Here is a 22,271-nt window from a genome sequence, read left to right as displayed (position 1 = left end):
ATCTGCAAAAGCAGAGCTGTTCACGACGAGTGCGAGTGCGTTGAATTGATGCCGATCGAGGCCAGATACGCTGAATTGCCTGGTGCAATAGCGGCCGGTTGTGAGCGCATGGTTCATCCCAGCGTTCTCGAACGGAGCGACCGCGAGCGCCAGCGCCGTTTCATCGGCGTGATGCTGGCCGCGCCATTTTTTGCAGCGGGTGCCGCGGTCACGCTGGTTACATCGGGGATGGGCGCCGCGGTGACCATGGCCGCCATTTTCGCGGCCTTCGGCCTGTGCTGGTTCGTCGCCCTGCTGGTAGCCGCTACCGGCAAGATGGCTGCCGCGGGGCCGATCGCCCTGGCGATGGCGGCGCTTGCCCTTGCCGGTCTCATCGGTGCCGCCGGCGGATTGAGTTCACCTGTCGCCATGCTTACCCTGGCGCTGCCATTCGAAGCCTGGTGGATCGGCGCGTCACGGCGTGCGGCATTGTGGGGGGGCGCGACAGCCGTCATCGCCATCGCCCTTCAGTCCTTGTCGGCCGCCTTCCTTCCATTGGCGGATGCGCACATCGCCGCCTGGCATTGGCTGGTGCCATTGGCCTGGGCGCTGGCCCTCATCCCGCGGATATCGGCTTTTCGCGGCACCGCCGGCGCGGCCGATACGCTCGATGCCGGTGATCGACTGGAAGACATCATCGACGCGGTGGTCTTGCGGGTCGCCCGCCACGGCGAGGTCGTGGATGCATCCGCCAAGTCGCGTACGCTTCTGAAATTGCCGCCTGAGCTGTTGTCCGGAACGGGCCTCTTCGATCGGGTCCACCTGTCGGATCGTGTCTCCTATCTCAGCGCCCTGGCCGACATGCGTGACGGCGCACGGTCGCGCCGCCTCGAATTGCGCATCAGGCTGCCCCAGAGTGGCAACGGCGCCCACAACGGAAGTGGCTTTGTGGCCGACAATTACCAGCCATTCGCGCTCGAACTGGTGCGTGGCGAGAAACAAGGCGACGTCTTCACGCTTGTCCTGCGCCAGAATGACGAGACCGCGCGACTGCGCGAAGAACTGGCGCAAGCCAATGAGACGGCGGCCGCCGCCGAAGTGGCCAAGGGCCGGTTCCTGGCAGTCGTGAGCCATGAACTGCGCACGCCGTTGAACGCCATCATCGGCTTCTCCGACATGCTGCTGCACGAGATGTTCGGCACCTTCAAGGATCCGCGCCAGAAGGAATATGTCGGTCTGGTGCGGGACTCGGGCCAGCATCTGCTGGCAGTCGTGACATCCATACTCGACGTATCGAGGATCGAATCGGGCGTTTACGCCACCGAGCCGGAGCCGTTCCGGTTCGTGGAAGCCGCAGACATGTGCCAGTCGATGATGCGGCTGCAGGCGCAGGCCAAGAATATCGACCTGCAGACGCAGATCGCCCCTGACGCCGGCGATATCAATGCCGATCGCCGCGCCGTACAGCAGATGCTCATCAACCTCGTTTCCAACGCGATCAAGTTCACCCCCGACGGCGGCGATGTCGTCATCGGCGCCAAGCGGATCGGCTCACGTCTGCATTTCTGGGTGAGGGACACCGGTATCGGCATCGCCGAGGAGGATTTCGCCAATCTCGGCAAACCCTTCACGCAGATCCAGAACGACTATACCCGCCGCTTTGAGGGCACGGGTCTTGGCCTTTCCCTGGTGAAGGGGCTGGTGGCCTTGCATGAAGGGACCATGTCGATCGAAAGCATGCCGGGCGAGGGCACCACGGTCACCATCAGCCTGCCGGTCGGCGGGCCGAAGGGGCGCCCCGCCAACCCGACCGGAGTGCTGACAATGCCGGTGACGAGGGCGAAAGGGGACGGAAATGGCTCGCTCCGCAAAACAGGCTAAGGCGGTCAAACGCCGCGGCAATGCCTTTCAGGACGGCGCCATCGCCGTCGGCGGCATGATTTCGCGCAATCCCGTCCTGGTGGGAGGATCGACCGCATTCCTGGTGACGCTGTTCTATGTCTCGGCGAATGCGCTATGGTATCAGCCTTTCCCGCACGCCGGGGCGTTTTTCGCCACACGCAATTTCCAGGGCGTTCCGCACGCCGCCGCCGACGAGCCCGAGACGACAATCAACATCGTGCGGTCCAATGCCGCGCCCGCCCCGATCAAGGGTGACCCGGTGGTCGAGCAGGTGCAAGGCATATTGAAGGACCTTGATTTCTATTCCGGCACCGTCGACGGCATTTCCGGCCCCAACACGCGCAAGGCCATACAGGCCTATCAACAGAAGGTCGGGCTGAACGCCTCGGGCGAGATCGACGCACTGCTCCTGGATCAACTGGGTGCAACGCCGAAGACGGCTGCCGTGCCGAAACCGCAACCTCGTCCTGACATGCCGCCGGCCGCAGTTCCCGTGTCCTTGCAGACCAACGAGGCACAGGCGAATGCCGCTTTGCAGGGGCCTGACCCCCGCATCGTCAAGATCCAGGCCGGGCTGAAGGCCTTCGGCAATGACGACATGCAACTGGATGGCGTCGTCGGCGCACGCACCAAGGCGGCGATCAAGGAGTTCCAGTCACTGTTCGGCTTGCCGCAGACCGGCGAGCCCGACGAGATCGTCTACGTCAAGATGCGCGAGATCGGCCTCACCAACTGACGGCCGAAAACGACGGCTCGCCCTCCACGGGAAATTTCGGTAGAGAGCCCGCATGTCGTCGGGAGTCTTCCATGCGCGTAACCGCTGATCTGTGGGTCTCGGCCCTGTTGCGCCGGGTTTTCGGCGCCGGCGGATTTGCCGCTGTGGTCAATCGCGGCGCGACGGAGGCCGGGGCCGTGTTCATCCTGGCGCGGGGCAGGCTGGGTGAAACGGCTCTCTACGGGCCGGCACCGCAGACAAGCTACGATTCGGCCAAGCCCGAAGACCGTTTTTTCAGCCTTCTCGCCGCCGGCAATGATGCCGCCGTGCTGGATGCGAGACTGGAGCGCGAGAAAAAATTCGATCCCGACATCTGGGTGGTCGAGATCGAGGCCGGTAGCGTTCCCGTCGAGGAGCTTATTTCCGTGAAGACGCCCTGAGGCCGGGGGCGTCGGCTTCGTCGCTGTTGGAGGCCCTGCGGCTGTCGCCGTTTGCCGATGGCTTGCCGCGAACCGTCTTGGACAGGGTTTCGGCCTTCCACTCCCGCACCTTATCCAGGGCCGCGTCGCGATGCAGCAGGCGGTAGCGGTCGAGATAGGTGCGGATGGCCTGGGGATGCGGGAACAGGCCGGGATAGACGGCGACAGTGATCAGGAATGCCCGGTCCTCGCTGAAGTCGAGCGAACGCAGCGCCGCAAGCAGCGGCGCATAGTTCTGGTGGGCGGTCAGCGATTGCGCAATCGAAAAATCAATGTCGAGAGCGTCCGCCAGCGCGGTGTGGAAGAACGCGGCGTTTCCCGTCAGTGCCGTCTCGCGCAGTTTGACGAAGGTGTCCGCGCCCGGGAACGCGTCGATCTTCGCCGCCAAGGCTTGGTCGCCGGTGCGCATCATGGAGCGCAGCTTGCGCCGCGCGCTCTCGGCGGCAACGCCGGGTGTCTGCTGAGTTTCCGCGCTGTCCGCCGTCGCTTGCGCCTTCACGACAAGGCTCTGCGCCGGGGCTGCTTCCGGATCCCGCGTCCGCACCAGGGTCGGCCTTTCGAGCGCCCTGATCAGATCGGCGATGGTCGGGTTCAGGTCCTTGCGCCGCGCTATGGCGCGCGCATGCGGCAGCCCATGCCGGCCAATCAGCGCGATCAGGTCGATGTCGCTGACGGCGCGCGAGCGGATGAGCAGTGGAGCGGCAATGTCAACCGGTTCCTCGCAGAGGCGCCGCACCAGGGCCGCGGGTGCGTATTCGCATTCGGAAAGGGCGGCTGCCACGTAGCGCCGCGATTCGACGGATACATCATCGAACAGAGGCAGCGTCAGGTCTTCGAGTTGGCCGATCTCCCGGCGCGACGGTCGCGTCAGCGAGCAGAACGCGGAAACGGCGGCGCGGAACAGCCTTTCGGCTTTTCCCGATTGCGTCCTTATCGCGATTTGCCTGAAATCCGAAGATGACACGAAGGATACGCCTGACACCAGATACACACTCGACCTCGCGCACCGGGACTATGTCGGTTTCGCGATTGCCTCGGTCAGAACTCACTGACCCGGGAACAAAGATCAATTTAGCCGCGATCCGTTAGCGCTCCGTTAACCCTCTGCCGGCCTTAATGATATTTGGAGGCGTTGCGTTGTGCTCCGGGGAAACCGAGAGGAATGCGCGAATCATGGGCATGGTACTGTCTTTCGTGCCGCGTGCGGCACCGGCCAATCGAGCCAAGCAAACCACCGAAATACCGGCGGCTGTGATCATATTTCCCGGCATCCGTTATGAGCGGTCCAGCACCGGCGAAGCCCGGCCTGCAGGGCCGGACAAGCCGGGATCGCCACGGACGCCAGTCCCCCATCACTGAGCAGTCCCCCACCACTGAGCTTTGCTGAAGCCATGGTTTGGTCCGTCAGTCCCTCTGCTCCGGATCCGCGATCGAGGATCGCGGCTTAGAAATCCTGCAACTCGCAGGAACTCTGATCGAGAAAGCGCGACACGATCGGCTTCCAGCTCTCGTCGGGTACGAAGCTGCGGATGACGAAGATGCCTTCATCGATGGGCGCCTCGACGAAGATCGCTCCCTGAAGATCCTCGGGCAGGTCCTTGCGCACATCGATCATCTGCGCCGGCGTCAGCACGACGGCATCCAGCTTGCCGCCCGCCGCCGTGTGGTCGTTGAAGGAATAGATGTTGTGACCGCTGCGGTCATAGACCGACACCGACCAGAACGGGACGTCCCCCGGCGCCTTGATCCGGACCATTCCTTCCTCGAGGTCGAAGCGGCAGGCCGTTGCGTAGAACAGCGGGTCAACCGATTTCACCACCGGTGCGCCGCCCGCTTCGGCATCGAGCCGGTTCATCTTGTAGAGATCCGAAGCCATGGAGAGACGCGACCAGGCGTCGCGTTCCGAAAATTCCGGCACCAGAAGCAGGACGACAATGTGGACGATGCCGGCGCCGACGAGGCCGAGCAGGATGGCATGCAGAAGCCTGCGCAATGCGGCACGCAAACTATGCATCGCAGCCCGCCTTGACGATCCTGGGCAGCGAAACGTCTGACAGGCCGGTGCTGCTGGCGATCGGCGTGTCGTAGAGGGTCAGGACGAAATACATCCGTCCAGAACCGTCGGTCAGCAGCCAGTTGCCCGGCATCGGGTGATGGCCCACGGATATAATCACGGAATTGTCCGGTTGGCGTAGCACCTCGTAGGACTGAAGAGCCGCAAGCCGCGATTTACCGGTCTCGACGACGCCGAGCGACTGATCGGCGGCATAAAGCGTCCAGAACCGCGCTGTCGGAAATCCGCCCTCGATCCTGTAGGTGCATTCCCGCTTGAGCTGGTCGCCGGCGGCATCCTTTTCCGCCACGAAGGACAGGCCCTCGGCGCGACCAAGCGCCAGCACGCCCTCGCGCGCCACGCGGGCCTTGGAATAGGGGTCCGCGGCCGGTGTGCCGATGTCGGGGAAGGCAGTCCACTGGCCGATCCTGATTGCGCCGACACCGTCCTGGATCTTCAGCGCATACCAGACGCTGGCACCGCCTCCGCCAATGGCTATGGCAAGCGAAATCAGCATCAGGAAGGCGTTCTTGAGCATGAAGGGCCAGGTGCGCGCAGAATTGCCGTTCGGGGATATCGCGGCGCGGGGCCTTGTGGCAAGCAGGCGTGATGGATTTGCCAGTCGGTCTTGTCTCAGCGGGCGGATATCACAGTGCCGACAACGTTTCGGGTGAAGCGGGGGCGTCGAGTTTGGGGGCCGCCTGGAACATCTGGCTCATGTCCCGCAACGTCTGTGTGGTCCGACTGGACAGCACCGGCGGCCGCTCGGCGGCGGCATCGGCCGCTGCCTGCTCCTCGCTCTTCTTCTGTGCCTCGGCGGCTTTGGCCGCGACCTCCTCGTCGACAAAGGGCTTGTCGATCCCCGGGATCGGCTTCAGGTCGATGTTCTGGTGCGCGTAGACCATCAACCGCTGCCACACCATCGCCGGCAGCGAGCCGCCGGTCATGTTCTTGGTCGGGGTGAAATCGTCATTGCCCAGCCACACGGCGGCCGTGTAGTTGCCGGTAAAGCCGACGAACCAGGCATCGCGGTAGGATTGCGTGGTGCCGGTCTTGCCGGCGACGACAATGTTGGGAATTTGCGCCCGCCGCGCCGTGCCCATCACCGGCACGGCCGCCAGCATGGTGTTCATGGATTTCAGGGCCTGCTCGGACAGGACGCGATGCGGCGGCGGCGCGTCCTTGGTCCAGTCATACACCACGTCGCCGGTGCGGGTTACGAGCTGGGTGATGCCGTGCCGGGAACCGACGAAGCCGTTCTGGGCGAACACGCTGTAGCCCGTCGCCTGGTCCATCACCGTCATGCCCGAGGTGCCGAGCACCATCGTCTTGTGCCCTTCGAGCGGCGATTCCACCCCAAACGATTCCGCCAATGCCTTGATCGGCGCGATGCCGAGATGGTCCTTGGCCAGCCGCACCGGCACGGTGTTGATCGACTTGGCCATCGCCATGATCAGCGTGATGTTGCCCGCCGACTCGCCGCTGTAATTGTGCGGCGACCAGTTGCCCCAGCTGATCGGCCCGCCAGAAATGATCGAGTTCGGCGTGAAGCCGTGTTCCATCGCCGTGGCGTAGACATAGGGCTTGAACGATGAGCCGGTCTGGCGCAGTGCCTTGGTGGCGCGGTTGAACTGGCTGGCGCCGTAGTCGCGGCCGCCGACGATCGCCCGCACCGCGCCGTTGGTCTCGATCACCACCACGGCCCCTTCGGTGACGTTGTACTCCTTGCCGAACTGGCGCAGGTGGAACTCGACGGACTCCTCCGCCGCCTTCTGGATGTTGGCGTCGAAGGTGGTGTGGGCAACCAGCGAGTGCTGGCCGGGCTTGGCGATCTTCTTGACCTCGTCGAAGGCCCAGTCGAGGTAGTAGTCGGGGCTCTTCTGTTCGCCGCGGTCGACGACGTCGGCCGGATGCAGTCTGGCCTGCAGCACCTGGCCTTCGGTCATGAAACCGGAATCGACGAGGTTGGACAGCACCACGTTGGCCCGCGCGCGCGCCGCCGGCAGGTTGATATGCGGCGCGTATTTGGTCGGCGCCTTGAACAGGCCGGCCAGCATCGCCGCCTCGGCAAGGTTCAGGTCCTTGACGCTCTTGCCGAAATAGAAGTCCGCCGCCGCCTCGATGCCGAACGTGCCACCGCCCATATAGGCGCGGTCCAGATAGAGCTGCAGGATTTCCTTCTTCGACAGATTGGCCTCCAGCCACAGCGACAGGAACGCCTCCTTGATCTTGCGCTCGAACGTGCGCTCATTGGTCAGGAACAGGTTCTTGGCCAGCTGCTGGGTGATGCTCGAGCCACCTTGGACGACCGAATTCGCCCGCACGTTCTCGAAGATCGCGCGCGACAGGCCGAGCACATCGATACCGTAATGGTCGAAAAACCGGCGGTCCTCGGTGGCGAGGACCGCCTTGATGACATGGTCCGGCATCTCGTCGACCGGCACGGAATCGCGCTGGATGATGCCGCGCTGGCCGATCTCGTTGCCATAGCGGTCCAGGAAGGTGACGGCGAAGTCGCCCTGGGCACGCCAGTCGCCGGTGGTGTCCTGGAAAGCGGGTATCGCCAGCGCCAGCATCACCACCATGCCGCCGGCGCCGAGTGTAAAACCTTCGCTCAAAAGTTCGATGAAGCCGCGGCGCCAACCCTTGAGACGGAAGCGCCGCGAGAAGATCGTCGCGGCCTCCCAGAACTGGCGTGCCTTGAACCCGATCTCATAGAGCGAGGAATCGAGCCACGCGTCCAGCGCCAGCAACCAGGCGGCGATCGGACCTCTTCTCTTGCGTGGTTCAGGGCTGACCATTCAAAAAACCCGGCTCGGTTCTGGCGCGACCTGAAAACCGCAAGCGGGCAATTTCAGGGCGGCGCCCTGTCCGACTATTCATCCATTTACGGACACTCACAAGGGCGGCGAGGACACAGGGGCACGGTTTGTTGATGGAAGAGCCAGGTACCCGGCGGCCGGTCCCTCGCCCGCCAGGTGCTCGAGCCGGCGAGCGGGAGCTGTTTTGCCGTTTTCCCGACTATCAGGCCGCCTCGCGTTTCAGCGCCTGTGCCATGCAATGGATACCGCCGCCGGTCTTGGAGATTTCGCTCATGTCGACGGCCGCGACCTCGAAGCCGCGCGCCTTGAGTTTTTCGATCAGCGTCTTGCTGGACGTCGGCGCGATCACCCGGTCCTTGCCCAGCGACATGAAGTTGCAGCCGAGCGCCATCGTGTCCTGGAAGGGAACGTCGATGATCTCGTGCCCCTTGCCCTTCAGCCAGTCGACGATGCCAGGCTCGGTGCAGGCGAGGCAGACGGCAGTGAGCTTTTCGGCGATCGGCACCACCATCAGGTCGATATGGACGTAATATTCGTCGATGAAGGCAATGCGTGTCTCCCAGCCTTCCTTCTCGAACCAGGCCTGCACCTGCCGGGCGCCTTCCTCCTGCGTGCGGGCGCCGCCGCAGCCGATCAGCACCACGCCGTCCTCGATGACATTGAAGTCGCCGCCCTCGAAAGTGCCGGCCGTCACCATGTCGTAGATCGGGATGCCGAGCTTTTCATAGGTGCGGATGGCGGCGTAGTTCTCGCCGCGCCGCCACCAGTTGGCCATGGCGGTGATAATGGCGCCATAAGGCGTCATGACGCTGGAATCGCGGGAATAGACCTGCATCGGCAGTTCCGGCGTCGGCTCGTGCCAGTGAATGTTGACGCCGAAATGCTCGTAGGCCGCGACAAGATCCTTGTGCTGGGCCTGCGCGATCTGAACGTTGCAAGGGGCTTCGCGCAGGTGCTTGCGCGACAGCGAGCTGGTCGACAGGTGGCGCAGGAAATTCGGCGATCCGAGCAGCACGTCGGTCAACACGTCGGTTTCGTTGGCGAAGCCCCAGACGGTCAGTGGCTTGGTACCGCCGGCGGGGTTGCGGCGTTGCAGCGAAAACGGCTCGGCGATGATGCGGTCATGGACGGTCATGCGGGTTCTCCTCGTGGGCTCGTTCTAAAGGGTTGGTCAGGTCATGCGTTGCTGGGGATCCACCAGTCGCGGCCGCGCGCGGTGGTGACATATTCCGGCCAGCGGAAGTTGATCGGCGGTTCGTAGTCGCAGAGCGGCGCGATCCAGTTGGAGCCGCCGACGCCGCCGTCGGTACGGGTGGTGAACTCGTCCATTGCCGCATCGCGGGCGGTCTCGTCCTCGAGTAGGCGCAGCGCCGCCAGCGCGACCGTCTTGGCGGCGCAGATGACCATCGGGTCGATCGTCGCCGGAATGCCACCCAGCGCATTCATCACCCAGGAGGGATAGGCGCTGCCATTCGCCGAGCGGAGCGCTGGGCGGGCGACATAGAAGCGGGCGGTCGGCGCGTGCCAGCTCATGTCGGTGTAGTCGTCGGACGTCGAGTTCACCTGGGACGGCGGCAGGTCGCGGCGCAGGATCGCCTCGGCCTCTTGTGGCGAAATCAGCCGCTCAAGCTCCTCGATAAAGGGGTTTCCGGTAGCAGTGCCGCCGGTATTGACCTGGATTTCCCGCGCGATCGTTCTGGCGGCCTCGTCCCAGCGTGGCGGCCCGACTGTCGACAGGGCTTCATAGGCAATCCCGGCCATGGCGTGGTTCGCGAGCCCCGGCCGTGACTTCGACACCCAGTGCCGCTCGTAGCGGCAGCCGCTGATCGCAGCCGCGGCCGCGGCATTGCGGTCGAGCACCGCCGTTACCTGCTCGGCCATGCCGATGGTGGGCACGCGGATCATGTACTGGATCTCGGCCAGTCCCGCCGGCAGATTGTCGGCCGTGGCCTGGCCGGCCGTCAGGATCGCCTCGCTGATCGACCAGCCGCCCTGGTGTGGCAGCATGGAATCGCGCAACGCCTTGGAAGCCATGTACATGGTCATCAGTGCATCGTTGGCGCCCGGTGCCCTGACCGCCGAATGCGCCTGCGGGATCGGTGCGCCGTCGCTTGCGCGAACCCAATTTTCGGGTTCGTCGCAGACGAAGCGATAGATCATCGCGTAGGCCGCGCCGCAATGCGTGTCCCAGCGCGCGGTATTGCAGAGCGGCAGCATGTAGAAGGGATGGAAGGAGATCATGCCGGCAAGGCCGTCATAGTAGCCTTTCGCCGCATGGATCGGCTTCGAACCGCGCACTTTCTCAGCCGGCTCGCCGGTAAAGCGCAGCGTGCCTTGAATGTCGTGGCGCTGCATGGCGGCTTTGGTGGCGAGCAGGCCGCCGAGACTTGCTATGCCGAGCCCCGAATGCGGGTCGGTATGGCCGCCGGCCTCGGCGCCAAGGCCAGGTCGCGGCTGCCTCACCGTCACGGCGTCCTGGCAATTGCCGGGCACGGCATCATATTCGGCATACATGCCCACTGTCGGTCCGGCACCGTTTATCCAATGGGCGCAAAAGGCGGTCGGCATGCCGCCCGAGCCTTCCTCGACCGAAAATCCCTCGCGCTTGAGTCGATCGACATACCAGGCGGCCGACTGGTACTCGCGCCAGGCGGTCTCGCCGAAATCGAAAATGGTGCGTGTCCATGCCGACAGCAGGGGCTGGATGCCGTCGAGGCAGGCAAGCGCGGTCTCTTGCGCGGATGTCGTCACCGGTTTGTCCATGCTCTAGAAGAAAGCAGTGAAGCGGCTCGCCAAAAAGTGATATGTTTTCCTGGTTCATGCAAATTCGGTTCACCTCTTGAGAATTCCATCGACACAGGCGCTACGCGCGCTCGACAGTTTTGCCAGACATGGCAGCGTCTGGCGCGCCGCCGACGAACTGCACCTGACCCGCAGCGCGGTGAGCCACCAATTGCGGCTGCTCGAGCGCGATCTCGGCTTCGATCTGCTGGAGCGGATCGGCAAGGGGGTGGCGCTCACCCCGCGTGGGCAGCGCTATGCCAGCGACGTGCGCAAGGCGCTGACCGTGCTGGGTGACGCGGTGACGCGCGATGCCGGCACTGGCGTCGGCGGCTCGTTCGCCGTCTCCTGTACGCCGGGTTTCGCCTCGCTGTTCCTGTGCACCCATATCGGCGAGTTCCGGCAGATGTACCCTGATGTCGCGCTGCGCGTCCTGACGCCCCGGCGGCTCGACGATGTCAGCAATGCCGACGCAGACGCCTTCATCGCATTTGGCGTGGGCAACTGGCCGAACCGCATGGCCGATCTGTTGTGCGAAATCTCGTTCACGCCGCTCTGCAGCCCGACGCTGCTCAACAAGGTCGGAGGCCTTTCCAGGCCGGCGGACGTACTGCGCGCCAATCTGCTTCATCTCGACGACACCGAGGATTGGGCACGCTGGCTGGCGCTGTCCAAGGTCGAAAACCCGGACACCGAAGGCGGCATCTTCTTTTCCGACATGAACCTCGTCTTCTCGGCGGCGATTGCCGGGCAGGGGATCGCCATGGGTGACGAACTGACCAGCCGCCGTGCGCTGAGCGAAGGCCGTCTGGTCAGGCCTTTCGACATCGCGATCAAATCGCCGCGCTCCTATTTTCTGGTCTCCGAACACGCAAAGGCCTCGCACCCGGTCCTGGAAGCGTTCGCGGGATGGCTGAGGTCGACTCTCTCCGAGAATCGCATTCAGCCTTATTGAGGGGCAGGGTGGCGTCAGCCCGCCATAGATGAATGAAATTTGCCGATCAGGCGAAAACTATTCGGTTGCGGTGAGCTTCCGCCCTGCCTACGATTTGGCTCAACGGTAAGGATAGAGGCAGGATGCAGCAACCCGGCCGGGCCGCAGAGATCAAGGCAATCGGGATCGGCAAGAGCTTCGGCTCGTTCCGTGCGCTGGACAATCTGGCGCTCGACATAGGCCGCGGCGAATTCCTGACGCTGCTTGGGCCCTCCGGCTCCGGCAAGACCACCTTCCTGATGATCCTGGCCGGCTTCGTGCAGCCGAGCGAGGGCAAGCTTTTCAGCGACGGCGCCGATATCACCGACCGCCCGGCCGAGCAGCGTGCAGCCGGCATGGTGTTCCAGGGCTATGCGCTCTTTCCGCATATGAGCGTCGAGGCCAACATCGCCTTCCCGCTCAAGGTCCGCAAGAGATCGGCCGCCGAGATCAAGAAGCGTGTCGGCGAGATGATCGAGCGCGTCGGTCTGGTCGGCCACGAGAGGAAATTGCCCTCGCAGCTTTCCGGTGGCCAGCAGCAGCGCGTCGCGCTGGCCCGGGCGCTGGTGTTCGAGCCGGGCGTGCTCCTGCTCGACGAGCCGTTTTCGGCGCTGGACAAGAGCTTGCGCGGCCAGATGCAGGCAGAGATGAAGCGCCTGCACCAGGAGACCGGCACCACCTTCGTCTTCGTTACCCACGACCAGAGCGAGGCGCTGGCGCTGTCTTCGCGCGTCGCCATCTTCAATCATGGCAAACTGCTGCAGATCGGCGCGCCGGACGAGGTCTACGACCGGCCGGACAATCGCTTCGTCGCCGAGTTCCTCGGCGAGATCAACATGCTGCCGCTGAAGGGGGTTAAGGCCGTCGACAACGGCTCGACGGGCCTTTGTGAGGACCGCGCGGTCAGCATGCACTGCAAGGCTGAGAAGGTCCGTGGCGACGCCATCCTGGCGATCCGGCCCGAACACATGTCGATAGCGCGCGAGGCCGCCGCCGGAGAGAACGGCATTGCCGCGACGGCAATCGCCTCGACCTATCTGGGGGCGGCGACCAAGCTCGACCTCACCACGCGCCAAGGTGCCAAAGTCACCGTCTCGGTGCCCAACGAGGTCGCGGCGGCGGCGCTCAGCAAGGGCAATTCCGTGTGGCTGACATGGCCGGCGGAAAAGGGTTTCCTCCTTCCAGACGGAGGACAATGAGCGCCGGCGCGGCCTGATCAGCCGCACCGGCTTCCGGAATCAAAATCAACGAAAACAAAGGGGAACTGACATGAACGACACCAAGAAACAGGCCATCGAAACGCTGTCCGAAAGGACGAGACGCGGCGAGATCTCGCGTCGGCAGTTCACGCAACTCGCTGCCCTCGTGCTCGCCGGCACGCCGATGCTGCTGCGCTCGACCGGTGCCTTTGCCGCAGCGAAGGAACTTGTGCTGGTCAACTGGGGCGGCGATGCCATCACGGCCTACGACGCGGCCTATGGCCAGGCCTTCACCAAGGATACCGGCATCACCGTCAAGATGGACGGGTCGGGCCCGACCGAAGGCGCGATCGCCGCGCAGTCCAAGAGCGGCGCCCCGACCTGGGACCTGGTCGACGTGGACCCGTTCTCGGCCATTACGCTCGGCGCCCAAGGCATGCTCGAGCCGATCGACTACAACATCGTCGACAAAAAGAAGATGCGGCCGGGCTTCGGCTGGGACTATGCCGCCTCGACCTATTTCTTCTCCTATGTCATCGCCTACGATTCCGAGAAATACGGCAAGGATGCACCGACCGGCATGGCCGACTTCTTCGATGTGAAGAAATTTCCGGGCAAGCGTTCGCTCTACAAATGGGGCGTGTCGAGCTGGGAAGCGGCCCTTTTGGCCGACGGCATCGCGCCGGCTTCGCTCTACCCGCTCGACCTAAAACGTGCGCATGACAAGATATCAGCCTTCAAGGAAAACGTCGTCGCCTATTGGGGCGGCGGCGCCGAGAGCCAGAGCGTGCTGCTCAATGGCGAGGCCTCCATGGCGATCGTCTGGTCGACGCGTGCCTCGCTGATCGAGCAGGATTCCGGCGGCAAGATCAAGTTCATCTGGGACCAGGGCCTGATCTCGCCCGGCGCGCTGGCCGTGCTCAAGAACAACCCAGGCGGCAAGGATGCGGCGATGAAGTTCATCGCCAGCGCCCAGGATCCGGAAAAGCAGCTCGTCATGTTCGACAAGCTTGGCCAAGGTCCGGCCAATCCGGCGGCCGACGCGCTGATCCCCGCCGACAAGAAGCGCATCAACCCCGTCGATCCCGAGAACATGAAGAAGCAGATCCCGCTCGACATGGACTGGTACGCCAAGAACTATGGGCCGGCGCTCGACGAATACACCAAGATCATCTCCGCCTGACCGGCGGCGATGCTGATCTGACATGAGAGGCGTTCTCTCCGACAGGATGGGCGCGGCGCTGTTGATGGCGCCGCTGCTCCTTTTTCTCGGCCTTGCCTATGCCTGGCCATTTCTCGGCGTGGTGAAATGGAGTTTCACCTTGCCGACGCCCGGGCTTGGCCAGTACGAGGCGTTGCTCACCGACAATCTGGTCCAGTCGGTGTTCATCCGCACGCTGCGCATCGCCGCGATCGTCACTATAGTGTCGGTCGCCGCCGCCTATGCTATTACGGTCGTCTGGGTTCGCGGCAGCCCGGCGCAGCGCCTCATCGCCGAATTCTGCATCCTGGTGCCGTTCTGGATCTCGGTGCTGACACGCGCCTTCGGCTGGGTGGCGCTGCTGTCCAATCGCGGCCTGATCAACACCTGGCTGCAGTCGATCGGTTTTATCTCCGAACCGCTGACTTTGGTACGCAACGAATTCGGCGTCATTGTCGGCATGACGCATTTCCTCATTCCTTTCGCCGTCTTTCCGCTGGCTTCGGCCATGCGCAGCCTTGACGAGCGTGTTCTGCTCGCCGCGCGCGGCCTCGGCTCCAGCCGCATGCGCACCTTCTGGACGGTGTTCGTGCCGATGACGCGCTCCGGCATTATCGGCTCCGCGATGATCGTGTTCGTCTTCTCGCTCGGTTTCTTCGTCACGCCGGCGATTCTCGGTGGCGGGCGCAGCGTCATGATCGCCGAACTGATCTATCTCAGGATATTCCAGAGCCCGGACTGGGGGCTGGGGGCTGCGATCAGCGTCGTGCTGGTACTGTTCGTCGGCGCGCTGATGGCGCTCTTGTTCCGTTATGTCAGACCGAAGCAGCTGATCTGATGCCGACTTATCGCCCCGGTCCTGTCTCCCTGGTTATTGCCGCCCTGGTGGCGTTGTTCCTGCTGTTGCCGCTGTTGGCCGTCATCCCCGTGTCGCTGACGCCGAGCCGCATGCTGGCGATGCCGACGGGCGAATTGTCGTTGCGCCACTACCGATCGTTGATCGAGGATCCGCGCTGGCTCCAGTCGATCCTGCTTTCGATCCGCATCGGCATCGTCAGCAGCGCCATTTCAACTGTGCTGGCGCTCTGCTTCAGCCTCGGCGTCTGGATGTTCCAGCCGCGCTTCACCGCGACCCTCGTCGGCTTCGTGCTGTTGCCGATGGTGGTGCCACCGGTGGTTTCGGCGGTCACGCTCTACTTCCTGCTCACCTCCATCTCGGGCGTCAGTTCCTTCTTCGGCTACGATACCTGGCTCGGCGTTGCCATGGCGCATTCGGTGATGACGGTGCCGTTCGCGACGGTGCTGATCCTGGTCTCGCTCAGCCAGCTAGACCGACGCATCGACCTTGCCGCGCGGGGGCTTGGCGCAAGTGTCTGGGCGCGCGCCACGCGCGTCATCATGCCCAACGTCAAATTCGGCATCGTCACCGCGGCGCTGCTGTCCTTCGTGCTGTCCTGGGAAGAGATCGGCGTCACTTTGTTCATCACCTCGGTCAACGCCATCACGCTGCCGCGCCTGATGTGGATGGGACTACGTGACAACATCGACCCGGCGATCGCCGCCCTGTCGGTGATTTTGATCATCATCACCGTGCTGGTTCTGGCGGTGAGGAGCGTCGTGGTCAGGCTGAACCGGGGGAGCAAGCCGGTCTAGACGAATCGCACCGAGACTTTGCCGAACCTGCCCAAATCGCCAATGACTTCGTCACCGGCGGCGACGCTGATCGGTGTCACGCAAGTTCCGGTGATCACCACCTGTCCCGGTTGGGGCGCTATGCCAAGCCGCGACAGCTCATTGACCAGCCATGTCAGCGCGATACGCGGGTCGCCGAGGACAGCCGCGCCCGTTCCGTCGTGCCGCGACTTACCCGAAACGAGACCGGTCACCGGGTACTCCGCCAGGTTCACGTCGCGCCAATCGTCTTCGGCAGGCTGGCCGATGACAAACAGATTGGCGCAGGCATTGTCCGCGATCAGCTGCGGCGCGCCGACAGCGCAGAAATCATCATATCGTGAGTCCGGTATTTCGATCGCCGGATGCAGGGTCGCCACGGCGTCCATCACGTCAGCGATTTCATAAGGTGCGGCGCGAGGTGGGATCTGGCGGCCGAAACGGAACGCGAATTCGACCTCGGCGACCCGCATCTTGCTCGTCGCCAGCGAGACGATCCCGCCGACCTCGACCGCTTTTTCGGCGAGCAGACGCCCGGCCATCGGGCCGTCGACGTTGATATGCCTTTGACCGGCCAGGCTGGTTGCCGCGATCTTCCAGCCGAAAAGCGGGGCCGCCGAATGCTCCATGACATGCGACTGGATGGCGTAACCTTCGGTGCGCGTTTTCGGCCGCAGTTCCTCGGGTATGGCGTCGACATGGGTGCCATTGTCCCAATGGCCTACCAGCAGACGTGACGCGGCCCTGGCCTTTTCTGGATCGAGCATGGTCAGCTCCGGAAATCGGGAACATGCTCCTCTGTCCGGCCAAGCCGGCAAGGAACATTCCGTCGTATGGACCAGCCTATATGGGGCAAGATCGCGTGACCAGACAAGCAGAGGCAAGCTCATGGTCAATTTGCCAGGCCCTATCGCGCCGACTGACGAGATTGTCGGCAAGTCGTATTTTCGAGATCATCGGCGTTCATGATTCCGATGACGAATCGCCATCGTCTTCGCGTGGCGAACCGCTATATCTGAGAAGGGATGCGGACATGGGCAGGCTTTGGAAAAGCATTGTCGGTGGCGCAACGGCTTGAGGAAATGGACGATGACCGCGCCCGGCGATTTGCAGCAGGCCCTGTTTCTAAGACTGAAAAGCGATGCGTCGCTGTCGGCGCTGCTGGGCGGCGCCGGACTGCTCGAGCGGGCAACCGACAACGTCGCCTTTCCCTATGTGACTTCAGGCCAGACTTCTGCCTTTGACTGGGACACCGGCGCCGAGAACAACGACGACCAGCTGATCACGCTGCATGTCTGGTCGAAGGCGCATGGCGAGGCCGAGACCCGGGCGATCATGGATGCCATCAAGGCGCGGCTTGCCGGAGCGGTGTTGGTTATAGGCCCGCGTGGCCAGACGCGGCTGTCGCTGGAATTCAGCGAGGCGCGTTACGATGAGGAACTCCTTGTCCACCATGGCCTGCTGCGATTCCGTGCGCTGACGCAGGAAAACGCCTGACGCACTTTCAATATCACCAAAACGGAGTCTAGACTGAGCTTTCGCGGGTTTCACTGGGGGGCGGTGAAATCCAAGATGTCTGTCTCGCGTTGCAGGGGTGTGGCGAGCATGGTTTCAGGGCCGTTCACTGTTCATTTCACGTTCAGCACCGATGCGTTACAACGCGGGTCATGAAAACGCTTCGCTCCCATTTCCGAACCGCGACCCTGGCGCTTAGTGCCGCCGGGCTGTTTGCGTCGCAGGCAATGGCGATACCGGTCATCGAGCCCGACCAGGCCAGCCCAATCGTCCTGGCTGCATCCGACTGCTATGCGATCGGTCAGCAGGTGGCTCAGCAGAATGGCGGAACGCTCGCCAAGGCTTCGGCATCGACGCGTGGCGGCCAGCCGGTCTGCGTCATCGTCGTGCTCGTGCCCGGCAAGGACGGACAACGTCCGCGCCGCTCCGAAATCGTCGTTCCGCAGAACTGACCGGTCTTCCCTCCGTTTCCCAGGCCAGCGGAATCGGCCTATATCTGAAATCTTCAATCAACAGGCATTGGTCCCCGTATGCGCGTACTCGTCGTCGAGGATGACAAGGATCTCAACCGGCAGATCTCGGATGCGCTGGTCGATGCCGGCTATGTCGTCGATCGTGCCTTCGACGGCGAGGAGGGCCATTTCCTCGGCGACACAGAGCCTTACGATGCCGTTGTGCTCGACATCGGCCTGCCGCAGATGGACGGCATCAGCGTGGTCGAGCGCTGGCGTCGCGGCGGCCGCAAGATGCCGGTGCTGATCCTGACCGCGCGTGACCGCTGGAGCGACAAGGTCTCCGGCATCGACGCCGGCGCCGACGACTACGTCACCAAGCCGTTCCACATCGAGGAGGTGCTGGCGCGCGTCAGGGCCCTGATCCGCCGCGCGGCCGGCCACGCCTCGTCGGAACTGACCTGCGGGCCGCTGCGTCTCGACACCAAGGCTTCGAAGGCCGATGTCAACGGCGTGCCGCTGAAATTGACCTCGCACGAATTCCGGCTGCTTGCCTATCTGATGCACCACATGGGCGAGGTCGTTTCGCGCACCGAACTGGTTGAGCATCTCTACGACCAGGACTTCGACCGCGATTCCAACACCATCGAGGTCTTTGTCGGACGATTGCGCAAGAAGATGGGCATCGACATGATCGAAACCGTACGCGGCATGGGCTACCGCATGCGCGAGCCGGAGGCGTAAGGCGGAACCGCTCCCCACCAACCCGGCCGTGGGCAGACGGCTCTCGCTGCGCGCGTGGCCGCGCTCGCTGACGTTCCGCGTCATCGCCTTCTCCACCGTGTGGGCGATCCTGACCCTGGTCGTCATCTTCACCCTGATCACAACGCTCTACCGACAGGCCAGCGAGCGGGGCTTCGACAGCCTGTTGTCGGCGCATCTGTTCAACCTGATCGGCTCCATCGGCATCTCCGACAGCGGCGCGTTGACCGGCTCCCCCGATCTTGGCGATCTCCGTTTCTCGGAACCGAATTCGGGCTGGTACTGGTCCGTCGAGCCCGCCTCGGAAGGCGTGCATGGCGATCTTCACTCGTCGTCCATGACCCGGACCATCCCGTCGCCGGACGTGGCGGATGTTCCCTTCAACGCCAATTTCCAGCGCAGCTATGCCGCGCAAGGCATCAATGGCGAGGAGCTGGTCGTGTTCGAGAGCGAATTCGTTCTCGACGCGAAGAACCGCGCCGCGCGCTTCCGCGTCATGGGCAACAAGACCGAGTTGGAGCAGGAAATAGGAACGTTCCAGCGCCGCCTGCTGACCTATCTCAGCCTGTTCGGCATCGGCATGATCGCCATCAACGCCATCGCCATCCTGCTCGGGCTGCAGCCGTTGCGCAGGGTCCGGAACGCACTCGCCATGGTGCGCGAGGGCACCGCACAGAGGCTCGACGGCCGTTTCCCGGCCGAGATCGAACCGTTAGCCAACGAAACCAACGCCTTGATAGAAAATAACAAACGCATCGTCGAGCGCTCGCGCACCCAGGTCGGCAACCTCGCCCATTCCCTGAAGACACCGCTTGCCGTTCTGCTCAACGAGGGCCGGGCGCTTGGCGGCGCCAAGGGACAGTTGATCGCCGAGCAGGCCGCCTCCATGCAAAAGCAGATCGACCATTACCTGCAGCGTGCCCGCGTCGCGGCGCAGCGCGACAGCGTCGTCTATCGCACGCCGGTGGCACCGCTGGTGCAGCGCATGGTGCGCGTTTTGCAGAAGCTGAACCCGCGGACCAGCCTGTCGCTGTCGCTGCCGGCCACCGAGATCGTCTTTGCCGGCGAACGCGAGGACCTCGAGGAACTGCTTGGCAATCTTCTCGAAAATGCGGTGAAATGGGCAAGGAGTGCTGTCGCGATCTCGGTCGTGCCCTTCGCCGGCAAGGATGAGAGCCTGTTCGAGATCAGCATCGAGGACGACGGACCGGGTATTCCCGAGGACAAGGCCCGTGAAGCGCTGAAGCGAGGGCGGCGCCTCGATGAGACCAAGCCTGGGACAGGCCTGGGCCTTGCCATTGTCGCCGATCTCGTCAACGAGTATGGAGGCGTCCTGGCACTCGAGCGGTCCGGCATGGGCGGACTGAAGGCGACGGTGCGATTGCGGAGCCTGCAGTAATGCTACCCAGGCAATCGGCAGCAATGGAAGGCGCATATTGTGGCGGCATATCGATTGACCCCAGAGCAGCCGCCAGTGGCCAAATTTCCGACAAATATCAACACTATGGCCACGCCTACTTCTCCGATGACGCGGCCCCCGGCGCATCCATGGCAGGCTCCAACTCAAGAAAACCGGTTGTTGGCATGAAGATTCGCGTCGCGCTTGTTTCCGCATTGCTGGCCGTGTCGGGCTGCACCACCTTGAGCGGCAAGGGCCCGACCGTGGCGGCGACACCGGCCTCGACGCCTCCGGCCGGCGGCAAGGTCGTTACCAAGTCGATCATCTCCGCCATGGGCGGCGGCCTCATTGGCGGCTCGATCGGCAACGGTCTGAGCGACACGGAGAAGCGCAGCGCGCTCGAGGCCGAATACAAGGCGCTCGAATACAACACCAGCGGCCAGAAGGTGACCTGGAAGGGCGATCAGGCCTCACGCTATGGCGAGGTCGTCCCTGCCCAGCCTTACCGCGTCGGTTCGCAGGATTGCCGCCAATACACGCAGACGGTGTTCACGGGCGGCGCCAGCGTCACGGCGCACGGAACAGCCTGCCGCAATGCCGACGGCAGTTGGACGCCATTGACATAGCCAGCCGGGTCTCGTTGCGATCCGGCCGGTGGATTTCGATCGCGACATTCGGCGCGTGCCGTCAAAGCGTCGCAGGATGCCTGTGTTGGCAGGGCAGGGCTCTGCCGTTATTGGAAGAACCATGCTGTTCTGGGTCATAGCCGCAATTCTCACGCTGGGCGCCAGCCTGGCGGTGCTTTTGCCGTTGGCTGGTGCCTCGAAGGGCGCATCATCGAGCGGCGATCACGATCTGGAAGTCTATCGCGATCAACTGTCCGAACTCGACCGCGATGCCGGGCGCGGTTTGATCGGGCCCGCTGAAGCGGCCGAGGCGCGCACCGAGATCGCCCGCCGCATCCTTCGCCTGGGCAACGCGGATATGGCGGCCAAGGCGTCCGGCAGGTCATCGGGCACCGTACGGCTTGTCGCGACCGTTGCGGTGCTGGCGGTTCCGTTGGTCAGTTGGGGGCTCTACAGTCAGATCGGCTCGCCTGACCTGCCGTCGCAGCCGCTCAGTGAGCGGTTGGCCAAGAACCCCGCCGACAGTACGGTCGATGAGCTGGTGGCGCGCGCCGAGGCCCATCTTGCCGCCAATCCTTCCGACGGCAGGGGCTGGGACGTGCTGGCGCCGGTCTATCTGCGTATGCAGCGCTTTGCCGACGCCGCGGCGGCCTACCGCAACGCCATTCGCCTGGACGGCGACAGCGCTGTCCGTCAGGCCGGTCTCGGCGAGGCGATCGCCGGTGCGGCGGGCGGCATTGTTTCGGCCGATGCCCAGGATGCCTTCGAGGCGGCCGTGAAGCTTGACCCGGCCAATGCGAAAGCCGGCTTCTATCTGGCCATGGCACTGGCGCAGGAGGGCCGTGGCAAGGAAGCGGCCGCGGCCTGGCGGGTAATGCTTGGTACGCTGCCGCCGGATTCGCCATGGCGGGGCGCTGTCGAACAGGCGCTGGCCAAATCCGGCGGCCCGGAAGTCGCCTCCGGCACGACCGCGAAAGGCCCCGATGCCGCCGATGTCGACGCGGCGTCCTCCATGTCGCAGCAGGACAGGGAAGTCATGATCAACACCATGGTCGCCGGCCTGGACGACAAACTTCGTCAAAATCCGCGCGACCCGGAAGGATGGATGCGGCTGGTTCGTTCCTATGTCGTGCTGGGCAAGGCCGATCAGGCGCGCGATGCGCTGGGCCGCGCCATCGCGGTCTTTGGCGCGGATAGTGACGAAGCCAAGAAATTCACCGCCTTTGCCGCCTCGCTCGGCTTGACGGCGACGGAGTAGAATTGGGTATGACGCGCAAGCAGAAACGATTGTCGGTGATCGCGGGCGGATTGGTTTTTCTGGGCGCCGCCACCGGGCTGACCTTCTATGCGCTTGGCCAGAAGGCGTCCTATTTCTACATGCCGGCCGATCTGACCACCGCCAGCGTTCAGCCGGGCCAGCGCATCAGGCTCGGCGGTTTGGTCGAAAAAGGCACCATCCAGCGCGGCCAGGGCGCAACGGTTGCCTTTTCGGTCACCGACACCCACAAATCGGTCAAGGTGACTTATACCGGCATCTTGCCCGACCTTTTCCGCGAAGAGCAGGGTGTCATCACCGAGGGTACCTTCGGCCCTGACGGCGTCTTTGTCGCCGACAGCGTTCTGGCCAAGCATGACGAGCGCTACATGCCCAAGGAAGTAGCCGACGGCCTGAAGGCCAAGGGCGTCTGGCAGGAGAGCAAGAGTGAATAACTCTGGCGGAAGAGCAAGCGTGAGTCGCGGAA

22 protein-coding genes are annotated in these 22,271 nt (G+C 63.8%); 15 read left to right on the top strand and 7 right to left on the bottom strand.

Going from position 1 to position 22,271, the window contains the following annotated elements:
• Nucleotides 1–108 precede the first annotated feature (108 nt).
• The 3 genes from LB557_RS24990 to LB557_RS24980 all read left to right on the top strand — a co-directional run bounded on the left by LB557_RS24990 (nt 109) and on the right by LB557_RS24980 (nt 3,036).
• Entirely contained in the window at nt 109–1,860 is a 1,752-nt protein-coding gene (locus LB557_RS24990) for a sensor histidine kinase (protein ID WP_140726664.1), read from the top strand.
• Nucleotides 1,835–2,617 (top strand): peptidoglycan-binding protein, encoded by a 783-nt coding sequence (locus tag LB557_RS24985; RefSeq protein ID WP_140788184.1) that lies wholly within the window; start codon nt 1,835–1,837, stop codon nt 2,615–2,617. Before LB557_RS24990 ends, LB557_RS24985 begins: the two co-directional genes overlap by 26 nt.
• A 71-nt stretch (nt 2,618–2,688) precedes the next feature.
• Entirely contained in the window at nt 2,689–3,036 is a 348-nt protein-coding gene (locus tag LB557_RS24980) for a DUF1491 family protein (protein WP_224525857.1), read from the top strand.
• On the opposite strand, the gene LB557_RS24975 is transcribed toward LB557_RS24980, so the two are convergent.
• From LB557_RS24975 to LB557_RS24950, 6 genes are all read right to left on the bottom strand, one after another.
• Nucleotides 3,014–4,039: a hypothetical protein gene (locus LB557_RS24975; protein WP_224641850.1), complete on the bottom strand. Its 1,026-nt coding sequence runs from the start codon at nt 4,037–4,039 to the stop codon at nt 3,014–3,016. The two genes, LB557_RS24980 and LB557_RS24975, sit on opposite strands and share 23 nt — an antisense overlap.
• A 480-nt stretch (nt 4,040–4,519) precedes the next feature.
• Nucleotides 4,520–5,089, bottom strand: coding sequence for a DUF1254 domain-containing protein (locus tag LB557_RS24970; RefSeq protein ID WP_224641851.1), 570 nt, complete (start codon nt 5,087–5,089; stop codon nt 4,520–4,522).
• Entirely contained in the window at nt 5,082–5,666 is a 585-nt protein-coding gene (locus tag LB557_RS24965; protein WP_015318639.1) for a DUF1214 domain-containing protein, read from the bottom strand. The genes LB557_RS24970 and LB557_RS24965 overlap by 8 nt, the downstream gene beginning before the upstream one ends.
• Nucleotides 5,667–5,775: 109 nt before the next feature.
• Nucleotides 5,776–7,929 (bottom strand): transglycosylase domain-containing protein, encoded by a 2,154-nt coding sequence (locus tag LB557_RS24960; RefSeq protein ID WP_015318638.1) that lies wholly within the window; start codon nt 7,927–7,929, stop codon nt 5,776–5,778.
• A 223-nt stretch (nt 7,930–8,152) separates the two neighbouring features.
• A complete protein-coding gene (locus tag LB557_RS24955) occupies nt 8,153–9,085 on the bottom strand; it encodes a dimethylarginine dimethylaminohydrolase family protein (protein WP_015318637.1) in 933 nt (310 codons plus the stop codon).
• 41 nt (nt 9,086–9,126) lie between these two features.
• Nucleotides 9,127–10,713, bottom strand: coding sequence for an amidohydrolase (locus LB557_RS24950; protein ID WP_224641853.1), 1,587 nt, complete (start codon nt 10,711–10,713; stop codon nt 9,127–9,129).
• 76 nt (nt 10,714–10,789) lie between these two features.
• Between LB557_RS24950 and LB557_RS24945 the strand changes: the two genes are divergently transcribed.
• The 5 genes from LB557_RS24945 (at nt 10,790) to LB557_RS24925 (ending at nt 15,757) form a co-directional block, all read left to right on the top strand.
• On the top strand, nt 10,790–11,686 hold the full coding sequence (locus tag LB557_RS24945) for a LysR substrate-binding domain-containing protein (protein WP_224641856.1): 897 nt from the start codon (nt 10,790–10,792) through the stop codon (nt 11,684–11,686).
• 122 nt (nt 11,687–11,808) lie between these two features.
• Nucleotides 11,809–12,903, top strand: coding sequence for an ABC transporter ATP-binding protein (locus LB557_RS24940; RefSeq protein ID WP_224641858.1), 1,095 nt, complete (start codon nt 11,809–11,811; stop codon nt 12,901–12,903).
• A 70-nt stretch (nt 12,904–12,973) separates the two neighbouring features.
• Nucleotides 12,974–14,086 (top strand): ABC transporter substrate-binding protein, encoded by a 1,113-nt coding sequence (locus LB557_RS24935; RefSeq protein ID WP_140663157.1) that lies wholly within the window; start codon nt 12,974–12,976, stop codon nt 14,084–14,086.
• Between the two features lie 22 nt (nt 14,087–14,108).
• Nucleotides 14,109–14,942 (top strand): ABC transporter permease, encoded by an 834-nt coding sequence (locus LB557_RS24930; RefSeq protein WP_224641860.1) that lies wholly within the window; start codon nt 14,109–14,111, stop codon nt 14,940–14,942.
• Nucleotides 14,942–15,757, top strand: coding sequence for an ABC transporter permease (locus tag LB557_RS24925; protein WP_140618554.1), 816 nt, complete (start codon nt 14,942–14,944; stop codon nt 15,755–15,757). The genes LB557_RS24930 and LB557_RS24925 overlap by 1 nt, the downstream gene beginning before the upstream one ends.
• On the opposite strand, the gene LB557_RS24920 is transcribed toward LB557_RS24925, so the two are convergent.
• A complete protein-coding gene (locus LB557_RS24920) occupies nt 15,754–16,542 on the bottom strand; it encodes a 2-keto-4-pentenoate hydratase (protein ID WP_140878514.1) in 789 nt (262 codons plus the stop codon). The genes LB557_RS24925 and LB557_RS24920 overlap by 4 nt on opposite strands.
• A gap of 322 nt (nt 16,543–16,864) precedes the next feature.
• Here LB557_RS24920 and LB557_RS24915 point away from each other — a divergent pair, with 322 nt between their 5' ends.
• The 7 genes from LB557_RS24915 to ccmE all read left to right on the top strand — a co-directional run bounded on the left by LB557_RS24915 (nt 16,865) and on the right by ccmE (nt 22,239).
• Complete coding sequence (locus LB557_RS24915; protein WP_015318629.1) at nt 16,865–17,272, top strand: DUF3168 domain-containing protein; 408 nt, start codon at nt 16,865–16,867, stop codon at nt 17,270–17,272.
• 170 nt (nt 17,273–17,442) lie between these two features.
• Entirely contained in the window at nt 17,443–17,742 is a 300-nt protein-coding gene (locus tag LB557_RS24910) for a hypothetical protein (RefSeq protein WP_015318628.1), read from the top strand.
• 78 nt (nt 17,743–17,820) lie between these two features.
• Complete coding sequence (locus LB557_RS24905) at nt 17,821–18,486, top strand: response regulator transcription factor (protein WP_015318627.1); 666 nt, start codon at nt 17,821–17,823, stop codon at nt 18,484–18,486.
• Nucleotides 18,487–18,514: 28 nt separating this feature from the next.
• Nucleotides 18,515–19,903, top strand: coding sequence for an ATP-binding protein (locus tag LB557_RS24900; RefSeq protein WP_224641863.1), 1,389 nt, complete (start codon nt 18,515–18,517; stop codon nt 19,901–19,903).
• A gap of 185 nt (nt 19,904–20,088) precedes the next feature.
• Entirely contained in the window at nt 20,089–20,529 is a 441-nt protein-coding gene (locus LB557_RS24895; RefSeq protein WP_041163489.1) for a hypothetical protein, read from the top strand.
• Between the two features lie 121 nt (nt 20,530–20,650).
• On the top strand, nt 20,651–21,787 hold the full coding sequence (gene ccmI / locus LB557_RS24890; RefSeq protein WP_224641865.1) for a c-type cytochrome biogenesis protein CcmI: 1,137 nt from the start codon (nt 20,651–20,653) through the stop codon (nt 21,785–21,787).
• A gap of 8 nt (nt 21,788–21,795) precedes the next feature.
• A complete protein-coding gene (gene ccmE, locus LB557_RS24885; RefSeq protein WP_015318623.1) occupies nt 21,796–22,239 on the top strand; it encodes a cytochrome c maturation protein CcmE in 444 nt (147 codons plus the stop codon).
• Nucleotides 22,240–22,271: the final 32 nt, after the last annotated feature.

Source organism: Mesorhizobium sp. BR115XR7A (genome assembly GCF_020165315.1).
GTDB classification, from domain to species: Bacteria; Pseudomonadota; Alphaproteobacteria; order Rhizobiales; family Rhizobiaceae; genus Mesorhizobium; species Mesorhizobium australicum.
The sequence above is the reverse complement of the archived record's forward strand: the minus strand, read 5'-3'. Positions and strand labels throughout refer to the sequence as shown.

Excerpts from the sequence above, each read along its gene's own strand:
- LB557_RS24990 (WP_140726664.1), top strand. The coding sequence starts at position 109 with ATGGTTCATCCCAGCGTTCTCGAACGGAGCGACCGCGAGCGCCAGCGC.
- LB557_RS24985 (WP_140788184.1), top strand. The coding sequence starts at position 1,835 with ATGGCTCGCTCCGCAAAACAGGCTAAGGCGGTCAAACGCCGCGGCAAT.
- LB557_RS24980 (WP_224525857.1), top strand. The coding sequence starts at position 2,689 with ATGCGCGTAACCGCTGATCTGTGGGTCTCGGCCCTGTTGCGCCGGGTT.
- LB557_RS24970 (WP_224641851.1), bottom strand. The coding sequence starts at position 5,089 with ATGCATAGTTTGCGTGCCGCATTGCGCAGGCTTCTGCATGCCATCCTG.
- LB557_RS24965 (WP_015318639.1), bottom strand. The coding sequence starts at position 5,666 with ATGCTCAAGAACGCCTTCCTGATGCTGATTTCGCTTGCCATAGCCATT.
- LB557_RS24960 (WP_015318638.1), bottom strand. The coding sequence starts at position 7,929 with ATGGTCAGCCCTGAACCACGCAAGAGAAGAGGTCCGATCGCCGCCTGG.
- LB557_RS24955 (WP_015318637.1), bottom strand. The coding sequence starts at position 9,085 with ATGACCGTCCATGACCGCATCATCGCCGAGCCGTTTTCGCTGCAACGC.
- LB557_RS24950 (WP_224641853.1), bottom strand. The coding sequence starts at position 10,713 with ATGGACAAACCGGTGACGACATCCGCGCAAGAGACCGCGCTTGCCTGC.
- LB557_RS24940 (WP_224641858.1), top strand. The coding sequence starts at position 11,809 with ATGCAGCAACCCGGCCGGGCCGCAGAGATCAAGGCAATCGGGATCGGC.
- LB557_RS24935 (WP_140663157.1), top strand. The coding sequence starts at position 12,974 with ATGAACGACACCAAGAAACAGGCCATCGAAACGCTGTCCGAAAGGACG.
- LB557_RS24930 (WP_224641860.1), top strand. The coding sequence starts at position 14,109 with ATGAGAGGCGTTCTCTCCGACAGGATGGGCGCGGCGCTGTTGATGGCG.
- LB557_RS24925 (WP_140618554.1), top strand. The coding sequence starts at position 14,942 with ATGCCGACTTATCGCCCCGGTCCTGTCTCCCTGGTTATTGCCGCCCTG.
- LB557_RS24920 (WP_140878514.1), bottom strand. The coding sequence starts at position 16,542 with ATGCTCGATCCAGAAAAGGCCAGGGCCGCGTCACGTCTGCTGGTAGGC.
- LB557_RS24915 (WP_015318629.1), top strand. The coding sequence starts at position 16,865 with ATGACCGCGCCCGGCGATTTGCAGCAGGCCCTGTTTCTAAGACTGAAA.
- LB557_RS24910 (WP_015318628.1), top strand. The coding sequence starts at position 17,443 with ATGAAAACGCTTCGCTCCCATTTCCGAACCGCGACCCTGGCGCTTAGT.
- LB557_RS24905 (WP_015318627.1), top strand. The coding sequence starts at position 17,821 with ATGCGCGTACTCGTCGTCGAGGATGACAAGGATCTCAACCGGCAGATC.
- LB557_RS24895 (WP_041163489.1), top strand. The coding sequence starts at position 20,089 with ATGAAGATTCGCGTCGCGCTTGTTTCCGCATTGCTGGCCGTGTCGGGC.
- ccmI (WP_224641865.1), top strand. The coding sequence starts at position 20,651 with ATGCTGTTCTGGGTCATAGCCGCAATTCTCACGCTGGGCGCCAGCCTG.
- ccmE (WP_015318623.1), top strand. The coding sequence starts at position 21,796 with ATGACGCGCAAGCAGAAACGATTGTCGGTGATCGCGGGCGGATTGGTT.